The organism is Maccoyibacter intestinihominis (genome assembly GCF_040096355.1).
Taxonomy (GTDB): Bacteria; Bacillota; Clostridia; order Lachnospirales; family Lachnospiraceae; genus Maccoyibacter; species Maccoyibacter intestinihominis.
This window is the reverse complement of the sequence record NZ_JBBMEX010000008.1, coordinates 102,528-117,016: the sequence shown is the minus strand read 5'-3', so window position 1 is coordinate 117,016 and position 14,489 is coordinate 102,528. Positions and strand designations below refer to the sequence as shown.

The following is a 14,489-nucleotide window of genomic DNA, read 5'->3' as shown; positions in this document are numbered from 1 at the left end:
ACGCAAAAGTGCTGTTATTGATAGTATTTTATCAACAACAGCACTTTATTGAAATTTTTTCTTATTTTGTTACATGATATGCGTAAATGAGAATTTTTCTCATTTCAATTTATACCCAGAAATATAATAGTGCAGTGCTTTCCGGCATGTGCATTGGTCCTACACTGCAGGTTACGGTAACTGGTACAATTCCCATCGTGCCAATCCCCGTCCATCGGTGGATTCTGCACGCTTCCATCGGGATTTTCACTATATTATTCTCTATTCTTGCTTCTTCCAAAACTTCATTATGCTCATACTTCAATGTTTTCAGTTTTCCAGCCATCATTTCACCACTCACTCTGGAGTGTGCTGCCATCTCTTTCAGCTTTAATTCCAGATAGCTTTCTCCCTTCTCCTGAACGATTTTGGCTATATCTTCAAATCCTCTCATCGCCATAGAGTCTCTTCCCTGCCCCTGCTTTTTATTCATCCGGTAAAGCCGGAACACTACCGGATGCCTTTCACATTTCTGCAGATTGTGCTGTATCTCCTGATCCAGTTCATTCTCTTTTTTCTTGTATACTGATTTTTTCTCTGTATAGGCGTTAATCATCAGTTCCAGCATGTGGATGTCGATATTCTCCACCATAACATCCAGTGATTCCTCGATTTCTTCCGGTTTTGCACCGATTTCTTCCAGATATTTTTCAAGATTCTCATACAGCTTGGTATATCTTTCCAGCCATTCTTCACCTGCTGCGGTAAATTCCAGTGATTCTGTCAGGATTCCTCTTTCTATGCAGTTCTTAAAATAACGGTTTACCGTTGATCGATTCACGCCATAAGATTCTGCGATACTTCCCTGAGCTCCACGTTTCTTTTCTACTCTTGACAGGCGTTGTAAATATTGCAGTTGCAGCATTGTAGGTCTGTTCTGTCTCTTTAGATGTTCACCTTTTTCCATTTTCTTGTTCCTCTCTTCGTCACCATACATGAATATTCAATTCCCGATAATCGATTGGCAATGGCTTCTGATCAAAGCGTGTAATCGCAATGATTGCCACTGCTTCTGTAATCGGGATTCCTGTATTGGCAGTATAAGTACAGATGTCTGTCGGTAACTGATAAACACCTTTTTCTTCTTTCGCCTGTATCCATTCATCATCTCTTCTGTACCATACATAGCCGATGGATTCGTCCTTTTTTGTCCTGAGCAGGAAGCAGTTCTGGGACTTTTTCACTCTTAATATAACAGAATGTTCCAGTTTCCCGTACTCTGGTGCAAGGAATCTTGGATTGCGTCGTTCCGGTTCATACAGTCCGAATGCCATCGGGAACTCACCATCCTCATAAAAGGTATACAAGTCCATATCGTCATAAACTCTGTCGTATACGTCACCGTACTGCAGAAAGTTTTCAATTCCTTTTAACCCTTCCGGACTGATATAATGTTCCACTCTACAGGCATCTTCCTGCGCCCTCTGCTGATCCATTCCACTTACCATCTGGAAGAACTGTGTCAGTTTCTCATGGCGTGCAAGGCACTCCATACCTTCCAGTTTTCCCTTATCGCTCAGTTCCAGATGTCCGTTTTCCGGCTCACACAAAAATCCTTTTTTCACCAGACTCCGCACCAGGCCTGCCGCTTCATATCCGGTTATATTCACTTCTCTGGCATACTCTTTCGATGTGATCTGTCTGCCTTGCCTCCACATCCGGTAGACATATTCCAGAAGATCTTCTTCCAGTTCGCCTCTGGCTTTTGTCACATCAATATTTCTGTTTTCAATCTTTCTTCCCATGTTACCTTTCCTACCTGTCTTTTTTAATATCTATCCGCTACACGATATCCGGTATTTTCTGCAAAAGACTTCCATCCAGTAAGCATATCGTTTTTTTCTTGGAGCCTTTCTTTTTCTCTGCGACAAACCCCATATTACAGGTGAAATGTATTTCACCCAACCACTGCTGTTCGTACTCTATGTGAAATGCTGTGGCAGGAATTTTAATACTGTGATCATTTACTTCTTCCTTCTTCCAGATTCCATGCATGTTCTGATACCAGATTGTTCTGTCATCCTCGTTCTCTGGATGCTCTGTTAGTTCCAGCCATATCTCCCAAGGCTCTATGTGCAGCCAGCCATCCCGTTCAAACCGCATATCTTCGATAGCTGCTTTTCTCTCTTTTCCAATCTCTGTGGTGTAAAAGGAATACCACATCTGATACTTTCCCGGTTTCAACTTCTTCCAAAGCGTGTGGCAGTCTACACTTTTCGGAATGGAACTTCTTCCACCTTCATTGATAAATTTCCATAAATTGTCGATTTTGTCCGGATCGGATACTTCACACGCCATGAGTCTGCCGTCCCTGTCTGCTGTCTTTTCATCGACTCCGCTCATTTGCAAGAACTGATTCCAGCCTTCAGCTGCCCGTTGCAGTTGTCTCGCATACTCCGTTCCGCTTTCTGTCAGTGCCGGAATCTTCGCATCACTGTCCGTTTCCAGAAATCCTTCCTCTTGTAATTTCTTAATGTTCGTTTTCCAGTGATACTCGGTCAGGTCATAGTCTAATACGATGATTCTTTTGATCTGCTTATCATCCTCCTGCCTTTTCCTCATCTGAAAAATCGTACGCAGAATATCTTTTTGCAGGTATTCTTTTGCCACTTTCTTTGTTTCCATTGCTTTTTCCTCTGTTTCTCGTTTTCCGATTACGTTTTGGTTAGTTGGTTCAAACCATGTAATTTTAATTATATTGTCCTTTTTTCAGGTTTGTCAATGCATTTTCCTCTACAACATTATAATTCCATATAAAAATATCCAAAAACATGTTTTTGGATATTTTTTCGACATACTTTTGGATATTTTCATAGTTAATTTCCTGTTTCCTTTAATTTTGACTCATCCGTAGTCTGTGCGTCAACGCAGACTGCATGGATGGCAAGCCGCTTGCTGTATCCGTTCCCTGTACAGGTAGAAAGTGTCAGTATCTTGTTACTGGTCTGCGGCTTTACTCCTGTATCAACATCGGAATCTTTTATCATCTGGTCGATAAATTTCTGATACTCTTCGCCCGGCTGGTATCCTACTTTGTATACATCACCGCCATTGACTGCATCCTCATAAGAGAAGATTCGATAACGGTAGGCGGTTGTCTCAGAATATACAGTGAAGTATTGATTCTCTTTCCAGAAACCGTCATCCTTATATTTTTTCAGGCTCCCGAACATGCTTCCGTCATTCATATTGTGACCGTAAATAATGTTGTAATAATCCGAAAAATCAGATTTGTTAAGACCTTCCAAAAAGATACACCCCGCGATGTGGCTGTTGCCATGCAGGTCGGTTCTCAGATATTTCTGATTGTCACCTGAATACAGAATCGGATAATTGATGCCAAGTTCGTCCTGATTATCAAACCGTATCCACCCGATGGCATCTGGATTCTCGGCTTTCAGCTTGTCAAATTCTACTTTTACATCTGTAGCCCACCAGTCTTTTTTCTTCTGTTTTCCATCATTTGGTTCGGACTCATCATTTACATACTCTTCGGCAAGTTTGTCATAATCTCTGGCAGATTTCCATCGGTCGATGTATGGGGGCAGGATATGCATAAGTGCTACCCCGATTAAAACCACTGCCAGAATGATCCATATCAGCCATCGGTATGAGCTTTTTTTCTTCATGTTGTCTCTCCCATTTTTCCTGTTAGTTCTCTCGAACCACTATCGTCATTATGGAATGTGTGGTCAGAATTGTCAATCTTTTTCTTCTGGCGTACTGTCTGTTGCCTGTCCGTCTGCCCCTATCTGTCTATCTGCTCCTGTTTCTCCATCTGCTTCTGCCTGTCCGTCTACGAGGTCGTAGCTCATATCGAGTAAATCCAGAACTTTTGAATCGCTGACAGAACCGTCCAGCGGAACTGCCAGCCAGTGCTTCTTGTCCATGTACTTTGCCGGAGCAAGGTGATACATTTCGATGTAGTTGCCTATCATGTCCGGCTCTGCCTGAACCTCCATGAAAGTTGTTCTTTCGGCTGGTTGGTAAAAGATGGCATAAGGTGCGGCGGTTCTTGGGTTTTTGAAGATGGTGACGGGGTATCCGGATTTGTTGATGGTGTCTGGATGGGTGGGGTATTGCTTTTGGATGTATGTGAATATTTCTTGTTGGTTCATGTGGGATCCCTTCTTTTTCTCATAATGAATGGATGACCTCTGCCATCCATTATCATTTATTATAACTTTTCTGATTCGCTTATTACAATAGCTTTTTAACAAGTCTCTGTTTTTGAAACAAAAGAAAGCTACCAGTTTTTTTCCTCTGATAGCTTTCCATTCATTCTTATTCTGTTGGAAACATCGCTGTTTCCAGCTTACTCATCTCTGTATCCGAAAGACCATACTTTCCTGAATTATCTTTTTCCACTGATACTTTTACAGTAACAGTTTTTCCATAACTGTTCTTTTCAAGACTCTTCTGGACACTTTCTGTTAATACAGCTGCAAAGACTTCCGGATCATTTCCATCCAATCCCTGCTTTATTTTTTCATTGCTTACCTCTGTAGAGCTTTGTTGCAATGTCTGAAATACATTGGATGGTTCAACTTGTACACTTACTGTATAGACTCCATCCTCTTCTTTCACATCCTGTACTTTGTATTTTGCCAGTTTCTTTACTTCTGCCAGTTTTTCTGCATAATCAGCAATTCCTTTATCCGTAATGTTATCGGAATCATCAAATTGCTGTTGGATACTCTCATTAAAATCCTCTTCGATTTCTTTCTTGGCATCTTTTTCCGAGATTTCTAACAGATTCGCATAGTCCTTATATTCTCCATGATAGTATGCATCAAGAGAACTTTGGACGTAGGATTTGGAATCGAAGTCTGGTTGTTTGGTACAAGCATTTACTAACAAACTTACTAATAATATATTTGATATAAAAAATATCTTTTTATCTTTCATTATTTTTTCAGAATCGTGTTACCACAATAAAATCTGAATCCTCCTTATTCCATTTATTACTCCAGTCTCGGAAATGCGAATGGCACATATCCGTTTTTTTTGCCACCTTACTATGTTCTTCTTGGACAGTTTTTAAAAAATCAATCAAATCTTCTAATTCTTCTAAAGTTCCATCAAACGTTGCTTCACTCAACTTCATTAATTTTTCACTATCTTTTTCATATCCAAAAAATTTCATTTTTTTAATTTCCTTTCCAGCCATTTTCTTCCAGCCATTTTCTTGTACTATTTGTTAAATTAGGCGTTCCTTTATGTGCATCATGTACTGTTCCATCTTGATTTAATGATGTTCCATCTTTAAAATGAACATGTGGTTGCTGTCCTTCAGTATGAGCACCATCAACTCGATCCACCTCTTTTGGAGCTTGCCCCTTTTCTACTTGTTTTTGCATTTGATTTCGGCTAGTTGGTTTCTTGTTTGAATCTGTACTTCCCTTGTTTTTACTTGATTTCTGAATTCGTACATCAAACATATTAGATAATGCACTTCCAGCAATAGCTACACCTGTTCCTGCTACACCAACTCCTGCAACCGCTGCTGGGACACTAACTTCAGCGGCCAATCCGCCACTCATTACTGTTCCGCCTCCACCTAATATTGTTAAGCCCGCTCCGCCGATTATCATTGCTATACCGGTGCTTAATTTTAAACTGTCTTTTAATGTTCCAGTATACTCAATACGTATATTCGGGAATTTTTCTATTAATCGTTGCAATTCCATATTGCTCGTAAAAATAATGCTTAGTCCTGCAACTATAGCTCCAGTCTTTATTTGTTTTTGTATTCGTTCACTATCTTTACTACATAGCTTTCTTTTAATTTCCTGACGGATTTCGCTTGTTCGAGCCTCTGCATACGCATGAAATGAAGTATAAATTCCATTGGCTTTCCCATTACTATTAGTTTTTACAAATTTAGTACCGTTGGAAATTTTATTTCCACTATACCTACTCTTATTACCTTGATAAGAATTACTATAACCATTTCCAGTAAATTTTACTGAATTTTTCTTTGATGAATTACTTACCAATGCATTCTTTATTCTCTGATTTGGACGGCTGATTGCATTTTTTACTGTCTTAACAACATTTTTTACAGTTTTTATAACTGTTTTTGCTGCTTTTACAACCGTTTTTGCCACCTTCTTAGCTGCACCCTTAATCCTGCTCCACAGGGAATGTCCTGTCGGATCACTGTAATTCAGCGGATTATTGGTTGTATAATCGTAGCGGTTTCTGGTTAATGGATTTTCTGTCGTTCCAAGATCACTATCTTCAGTTGTAAAGGTTCCGTTCTCTGCGTTATAGTATCTTGCCCGCAGATACTGAAGTCCTGTTTTTACATTTGTGGACTCCCCATTGTAACCGTAGTAATTGACACCGTCTGCTGTTCCCGATGTAAGGTTACCGTATGAATCATACTGATAACTGTTCGTCAGATTAGCTGTTTCGGTCAGGATTCCGGTCACGCTGTTTCTTCCGTCATATAAATAATAACTGCTTTCTGTGGATTTATCAACGCTTATACGTTCTCCGATTCCACTTTCTCCATAAGTATAAGCCTGACGGACTTTCTCGTCTGCCCCATACTCTGCGAGGACTTCTGTATTTTCACGATTGATATCGTTGATATACTCTGTCAGTGTATAACCTTTAGCATTTGAACCACCTTTTACCAGAGATGCAAGCTGCTCTTTCGGGCTGTTCCCATCTTCGGTACGCTGGTTCTCCGGGATCAGGACTTCATCGCCATAACAGTCTTCCCATTTATAGGTGTTATCAAGTTCGAATACCCGGTTGTTATCTCCATCGTACATGGCTGCCATCAGGACTGTTCCACCCTGTTTTACGACTGCCAGACGATTCTCTGCTGTGTATTCATAAGTAACCGGATCTGCACTGTTTGTCTTATCACATTCCTGGATCAGATTGCCATCTTTATCATAGCTGTAGGTTGTTCCCGGATCGCCCCAGATCTTTGCATTGGTGCGTTTGATGAGCTGGTTGGAATCGTTGTACTTGTAGTTATATTTTGCTTTGCTGACACCATCTTCGATCTTCTCATAAGAAGTCCGGTTTCCGATCTTGTCATACGTATAATTATGGACTGTCTTTTTACCGCCCTCTGCTTTTTCTGTACAGCGTGTCAGTTCCCAGTTGTCATCATACTCATAAGTACGTGTTGTCTGGATCTCTTTTTCCTGATGCTCACAGTCTGCTTTGTCTGTCTCTTTCTGTGTATCGCCCCAGTTGTACCAGTCTTCCCAGCTTGGCATCTTTCTTGTTCCTGCTTCCAGTTCTGTAGCTGTTTCTCCCACTACATATCCCTGATCATTGTACTTGTACTCATAAGTACTGATTACTTTTCCACATGAACCACAGGTGTTGACAATCTTTGTAATATGATCTTCTGCATCGTAAGACACTTCCGTCTTTGTTCCGTTGCTTCTAACGACTTCTGTCACACGGTTCAGCGCATCATGCTTGTAAGTGGTTACTTTTCTATTACGGTCTGTCAATTTTACCAGATTGTCATTTAAATCGTATTCATAGCTGACCTTTGTCCCATCCGGGTATACGATTGCCTGCAGATTATCTGCGTCATCATAAACGTAGCTGACATCCTTTTTCGAACCGCTTGTCACTTTGGTGATTCTTCCAAGTGCATCGTATTCGTAGCTGCTCTTGCCTGTCTGATCCTTCATGGATACCCGTTCCCCGGCACTGTTATATGCGTAGGTCACGTCCTTTTCGGATGTCTCGCCTTTTGCGTCCTGATAAGATTTCTCCAACAGGTCATTCAGTTTGTCGTAATCATACGTGGTTTTCTTGCCGCTTGCCTGTGTATGTCCGGTCAGTCTGCCTTTTTCATCATAGTCGAATTTCTCCGTTCTTCCTGCCGGATCTTTGATGGATGTCAGGTTGCCTTCTAAGTCATAAGTATAATTCGTTGTCTTATTTGCTGCATTGGTGAAGGTCACCAGGTTATCCATGTTGTCGTAACCATAAGTTGTTACACCGCCAAGGGCATCAGTTACTTTGGTCAGGTTGTCATTCTTGTCATATTCCAGATGGCTCTTTAATCCGGTCTTATCTGTAACAACCTGAATATTCCCATGTGCATCGTAATCAAATCCCGTTGTGAATCCACGCTTGTCTGTAATAGAAGTTACCCTGCTGTCCTTATCATAGGTATAGGATTCCTTCTGCCCCAGTGCATCGGTCTCTTCTGTTACACGGTTGTCTTTATCGTAGACTGTCTTTGCAACATAGCCCATCGGATCTGTTACAGATGTCACATTATAATTCTTATCATATCCATAGCTGGTCTTTCTTCCACCCGGTTTGGTGATCTCAGTAATATTTCCTGCCGGGTCGTAAGTGTAAGCAGTTATCTTACCAAGCGGATCAGCTGCAGAAGTCATCTGACCTGCCAGGTCATAACTGTAGGTATTGCTCCGTCCAAGCGGATCTGTCTCCTTCACCAGATTGCCATACTTATCATAAGAAAAGCTGGTTGTTCCATCCAGTGCATTGGTAGAAGACTTCATGTTATGGAGCTTATCGTAAGTATAAGTGGTGGTACTCTTTAAGCTGTCGCTTTCTTTTACCACGTTGTCCACTTTATCATAAGAGAAATTTTTAGTATAACCCAGTGGACTGGTCATACTCTTCAGACGTCCGGCTTTATCATAACTGTAGGTATACTCTCCGCCATTCGCCTGTGTCATCTTTGTGACATTGTCATTCAGGTCAACACTGTACTGTGTCTCATTTCCCTTTGCATCCGTTACAGAAATGACATTGCCATGCTTGTCGTAATCATATTTGGTAACTGCTCCCTTTGGAGAGATCTGTTCCGTCAGATTACTTAAGCTGTCATATTTGTATTCCGTAATAAGTCCCATCGGATCTTTTGATTTGGTAAGATTTCCAATGGCATCATAACGGTATTCATTTGTTTCTTTTAACGGAGAAGTCTCACCGATCTTGCGGTCCAGTTCATCATACTGGTAGGTTGTCGTATTTCCATTTCCGTCTGTCTGGGATACGAGATTGTCATTTTTATCGTAAGCATACTTGGTAACCGTACCGTTTTCATCGACAGATTCCGTCACATTATCATTTCCGTCATACTTAAAGGTGCTGGATGCTCCCAGTGGATTTGTCTGAGAAATAACCCGGTCTTTCTTATCGTAAGCGTATTTATATGTGGCTTCCTCTTCTTCTGTCATGGATAACTGGTTGCCGACTTTATCGTAGGTAAAGGTTGTTTTATGACCTTCCGCATCCGTTACCGCTGTAATGCGGTCCATAACATCATATTCATAAGATGTGGTACTTCCGTCTGCTTCAGTAAGTTTCAGGAGTCTGCCGTACTGATCGTACTTGTATGTTGCTGTCCTGCCAAGTTCATCGGTCTGTGTCAGTACATTTCCGGCACCATCATAAGTATAATCCATGCTGTTTCCACCATTGTCGGAGGAATGGATCAGGTTGCCTGCTCCGTCATACTGATAGGTAATTACGAGTCCCTGTGCATCCGTACATTTTACAAGCTGTCCGATGGCATCGTACTCCATCAGCACCTTGTCCCCTGTCGGCAGTATTATGGATGTGTTATTTCCCTCTTTATCATACACATAGCTGTACGCATTGCCGAGGGCATCCGTCATCTTTGTGCTGTTGCCCTGTGAATCGTATTCGTAAGTGGTCTTTCCTTTCAGGGCGTCCACCGTCTGTTCCAGATTGTCGGTGGAATCATATTTCATTGCTGTAATGTTGCCCTTTGCATCGCTTACCGATGTCATGTTTCCATTACCATCGTAAGTCATGGTACTGGTATTTCCATTTTCATCGGTAGAGGATACCAGATTTCCATTTAAGTCATACTTCATGGATACGGTATATCCAAGGGCATCTTTGGATGAAGTCAGATTTCCTGCCTTGTCGTAAGCATAAGTATCTGTTCTTCCCTCTTCATCGGTAGAAGATACCAGATTTCCTGCTTTATCATAAGTATATGTGGTAGTTCCACTTTCTGGGTTGGTTTCACTTAAGCGGTTTCCTGTATTATCGTAGGTATAAGTCCAGGTTCTTCCACTGTCATCTGATTTTGATACCAGATTGTCTGCCGCATCATAAGTATAAGTGGTAACTGCACCTAATTCATCTGTCTCTTTAGCGAGTCTTCCGCAGTTATCATATTCCTTGGAATGGCTGCTTCCATCTCCATAAGTAATCTTGGTTTCATTTCCTAATGCGTCATATTCATATTTGGTTATATTACCAACTGCATCTTTGGACTGAAGCACCTGTCCAAGAGAATCAAACTTGGATACGGTTGCATTTCCATTTCCGTCGGTATATTTTTTCAGATTTCCTGCTTTGTCATATTCATAGAGCTTTGTTCCAAAATCTTTATTACTCTCTTCTATGACACGTCCCATGCTGTCATACTTATAAGTAATTGTATTTCCTTTTGCATCGGTTGCTTTGACCTGCTGATAATTCTTATCATAAACGTAGCTGATCTGATTTCCTTTCGGATCTGTACCACTGGTCATGTTGTACATCTTATCGTAAGTATAAGTGGTGGTATTCCCCAGTGCGTCAGTACTTGCTGTAATATTTCCCACGCCATCCAGTGTATAAGCGGTCACACCGCCATCGGCTGCTGTCTTAGAAGTCAGATTACCATTCGCATCGTAACTGTTCGAGGTTACATTTCCAAGTGGATCTGTCATGGTAACTGCACGATTCATCGCGTCATACGTGAATCCCCATGCTGCTCCATTTTCATCCACATATCCGGTCATGTTCGGCCCGTCATACGAATACGTTGTTGTGACACCTCTGCCGTCTGTCTGGGATACCATACGATGTTTGTCATCGTAAGTATAGGTAATGGCTGTTCCATCCGGTTTTGTAGATGTGACCATATTTCCATTACCGTCATAACTGTAAGTAACCGTTGCTCCGTTATATCCAGTTGCACTGGTCAGCTTATTCTGCTCATTATAAGTATAAGAGGCTGTCTTTCCATCCTCTCTTGTCTCCGTTGCTACATTGCCAAATGCATCATAAGTGTAAGTTTTTGTTCCGGCTGCTGTCGTTTCGGAAGCAAGTTGATTTTCTGCATTATAAGTCTTTTCACAGGTTGTTCCATCCGGATATTCAATGGATGTTGTGCGGTACTGATCATCATAATGATAAACGGTCTTATTTCCTTCGTTATCTGTTGTTGTAGTAGAACTCTTTCCGTACTTGAAAGTTGCCGTTCCTTTTTCTGCATCAGTCTGCTCTACAACTCTTCCTTCTTTATCGTAAGTATTCTTTACAACCGTATTGCCATTCTCATCTTTCCAGCTTGTCATACGGCTGTCATCATCATACTGATATTCTTTTGTTGTTCCATTCGGGTCTGTTACAGATATCAGGTTTCCCTGCTCATCATATTTGTAAGAAACTTTTCCACCATCTGGAAGAGACAGTTCCTTGATATGCCCGAATTTATCCTGTTTTACCCCGAATGTTTTTCCGGATGGTGTTGTAATCTTACTCAGATTATAATCATCGTCATAATCTAATACTGTCTTAAATCCATTCACATCCGTTACATAACGTAAAATTCCATATTTATCAAATGACCAGACGCTCTGATCCGCATCTGTCAGTTCCCATCCGATGTAGTCATGGTCTGTATCTTTATAGCTGACTGCTTTTAAATCATATACATAACCATCCGGAGTAGTGTAGCTTCCATCTTCATTCTTATCAAAGATCAGATAACTTCCGTCCCCTCTCATATACAGAAGACTTCCGTCCTCCATTTGAGAAAGTGACTGGTCATAGTTAAAGCTCCATCCACGTCCGAACATGGAATGCTGGTCTGTTCCTTTGGAATTGTAGCTTCTTGTAATGGAGAATTCTCCATTCAGTTCATTCATCGTCGCATCGGACTGATCCATGTAGAAGTTACCAGTATTTAAGTTGACTGGTTCAAATCCAAATTCACAGTGCAGGCCTCTTCCCATCAATGCTCCGTCAATCCGCATCTTATCCTGATCGGTAAGCGGTGCAGGACTATATGGAACATTTGTCTGTGGGTTACGGATAAAGATCGTGTTATTTGCGACTACCAGTGCGTCCATAACCTGATTGTCTTTCATAATGTTCTTAAGCGGAACACCATAATATTTTGCAATCTTCGGGAATGTATCAAACTGCTTCACTTCATAGATCACAAAGCTGTCACTGGTCACTTCTTTTCCTGTTTCCAGCTTTCCATCAATCTCTTTCGATGCTTTTGCTTTGATCTTATAAAGCTTGTCCTTCGTCAGCCCTGAATACAGTGCACTCTGCCAGTTGGAATCTTTGCTGTAATACTTATTCGCCTCCGGGAACTGCTTATTGTATTCAGTACTGTCTGGATAGGAATACAATGGTTTTGCATCTGTTTCGTGATGTTCTTCATTTTCCTCATCTGGAAGCAGATAATATTCTACTGTAGATTTGCTCTTTGCAATTCCGTCTGCAAATACGGCATCAAACTTCAGCTTTCCATTTGTATTCTTTTCTGTCATCGGGCGAAGCAGGATCGTTGTTTCATCCAGTGACATATCTCGCAGATATGGATCTTCAGCCGGTGACCACTGGATGCTGAGTTTCGGTCCATAAACGGATGCCCTGTTATTCAGTACCTCACACTGCATAGAAGCTCCAAGGTTATTTGCCTCGGCAATGGCTACCAGTGCAAATCCGTTATTCGCATGAGTTCCCTGCACCCAGTCATTGACCAGATCTTTGACGTCATAATTGATATAGCTGTTCCTGCTGGTACTTGCATTCTGTACATCCTGAAACGTAAGATTTACTGGTTTTGTTTTCCATGTGATGGAGGTGTTCCACGACTGATCTACACGATAAAGTCCAAACTGGGATGCACCACCACTGTATGCAGTTTTCTGACTGACTGCAAATGTTGCACTGTCAATTTTGGAATCTTTCGGAATCTGACTAAAATTTGAATTTACTTTGATATAAGTCCGGCAGTTCTGGTGTGCAGTACCAAATCCTGCAAGGTTCCCAGACTTAATACCATCATCAAATCCGACATACGGATAATTGTTGTCACCAATCTGACTGGTAGGACTTCCCTCTTCCACACCGATCATGTTAAAGGAACTCTTCTGAATCTCTACTGGTGTCGGATCGATCCTGACCGGATACTGACGTTCTTCTGCCGAAAGCCAATCCCTATCTGGTTTTACGGTCAGGATTGTTTTTCCATCTTCTTCCCGAAGTTCCAATGTGATCAGGAAACTGATTTCCCCGGCAGCATCTTCCATTGATGGCGTCTCCAGAAGATACTTCGCATCTTTGATTGTCTTCCCTTCCGGATAGATATAGACCTGATTGTCTTTTACTTCTGCCTGATACCCCGGAATCTGCAGCTCGTATTCATAGACTTCCCTGTCTGTTGGCTGCTGAAGTACGATATCTTCCTTAATGCTGGAATCCAGTACTGTATACTGAACATCTGCGCCCTCGTAAACTTCATTATAAAGGATCGCATTGTCTTTAATAACGGAATGTGTATAATCTCCATCTACCGGAATGATCCCGATTCTGGTCTTTCCATTTTCAATCGTTACACCATTCTCTTCTGACATCTGTTCCGGAAGAAGGATAGCATAATCGTTTGCCTTGTTCTGATAAACTTCTGTTTTCTCTTCCTTTTCTTCAGTTGCCACTACACTGCTGGCTTCCTGTGCTTCTTCGGATGCCGGAGTATCTGCTTCTTCTGGTTTTACAAGTGTATTATCAACCAGCTCGGTATCTCCATCCTCATTCTTATAAGTTCCGACATAACCTCCATAAACGGTTGTATACTGCTTGTCCCCTGTCTTATAAGTCTTGGAAATGGCATCATAATCAATCAGTTCACCTTCCGGTTCTTCTGGAATCGGATAGTAATCCTGTGGTTCTTTCAACTCCACTTCTTTTTCCTGCGGATTTTCTTCTGTTTCTTCCGCTGGAGTTGTCTGTTCTTCCTGCGTCTCTGTATCTTCTGATGGCGTCGTTTCATTTTGTACGTCCGCATCAGACTGCTGACTCTTATCTTGTTCTCCAGATGTGGAATCTGTAATCCCTGCTTCCTCTTCCGTCAAAGCCTCTGGTCTGGAGAAATCTGCATTCTTCTGTACATCCTCAATGGCCTCTTTTGCCTGTACAAAAATAGGCTCTGTTCCCTGTAGTGCCATCAGGAGTGCAAGTACTAAGGCTATAGCCGACTTTCGAAATCTCTTCATAGTCTCTTTCTCCCTCTTGTAATCTTTTTCTATAATTCCTTTACAAAATAACCGCTACCCTCCTTTTTTCTGACTTTGGCACTACTATAATCTAAAAAATCACAAAATTTTCATAAATGGTAAAAATGCCCCTTGAGGTGGCAAAAATAGACGAAATCGGTCGAAAAA

The 14,489-nt window shown here is 41.4% G+C and carries 8 protein-coding genes; all 8 read right to left on the bottom strand.

Annotated elements, in window-relative coordinates:
• Positions 1 to 109: 109 nt before the first annotated feature.
• The 8 genes from WMO43_RS09105 to WMO43_RS09070 all read right to left on the bottom strand — a co-directional run bounded on the left by WMO43_RS09105 (position 110) and on the right by WMO43_RS09070 (position 14,321).
• Complete coding sequence (locus WMO43_RS09105) at positions 110 to 946, bottom strand: hypothetical protein (protein WP_349085160.1); 837 nt, start codon at positions 944 to 946, stop codon at positions 110 to 112.
• A 19-nt stretch (positions 947 to 965) separates the two neighbouring features.
• Positions 966 to 1,784: a metal-dependent transcriptional regulator gene (locus WMO43_RS09100; RefSeq protein WP_055155853.1), complete on the bottom strand. Its 819-nt coding sequence runs from the start codon at positions 1,782 to 1,784 to the stop codon at positions 966 to 968.
• 37 nt (positions 1,785 to 1,821) lie between these two features.
• Complete coding sequence (locus WMO43_RS09095; RefSeq protein WP_055155852.1) at positions 1,822 to 2,664, bottom strand: helix-turn-helix domain-containing protein; 843 nt, start codon at positions 2,662 to 2,664, stop codon at positions 1,822 to 1,824.
• Positions 2,665 to 2,855: 191 nt separating this feature from the next.
• Positions 2,856 to 3,668: a class B sortase gene (gene srtB, locus WMO43_RS09090; RefSeq protein WP_055155851.1), complete on the bottom strand. Its 813-nt coding sequence runs from the start codon at positions 3,666 to 3,668 to the stop codon at positions 2,856 to 2,858.
• A gap of 72 nt (positions 3,669 to 3,740) precedes the next feature.
• On the bottom strand, positions 3,741 to 4,157 hold the full coding sequence (locus WMO43_RS09085) for an MmcQ/YjbR family DNA-binding protein (protein WP_055155850.1): 417 nt from the start codon (positions 4,155 to 4,157) through the stop codon (positions 3,741 to 3,743).
• A 166-nt stretch (positions 4,158 to 4,323) separates the two neighbouring features.
• Positions 4,324 to 4,947 carry a hypothetical protein gene (locus WMO43_RS09080; protein WP_055155849.1) on the bottom strand — a complete coding sequence of 208 codons (624 nt, stop codon included), beginning with the start codon at positions 4,945 to 4,947 and terminating at the stop codon, positions 4,324 to 4,326.
• Between the two features lie 7 nt (positions 4,948 to 4,954).
• On the bottom strand, positions 4,955 to 5,209 hold the full coding sequence (locus tag WMO43_RS09075; protein WP_055155848.1) for a hypothetical protein: 255 nt from the start codon (positions 5,207 to 5,209) through the stop codon (positions 4,955 to 4,957).
• Positions 5,190 to 14,321, bottom strand: coding sequence for a DNRLRE domain-containing protein (locus WMO43_RS09070; protein WP_353530959.1), 9,132 nt, complete (start codon positions 14,319 to 14,321; stop codon positions 5,190 to 5,192). The genes WMO43_RS09075 and WMO43_RS09070 overlap by 20 nt, the downstream gene beginning before the upstream one ends.
• Positions 14,322 to 14,489 lie beyond the last annotated feature (168 nt).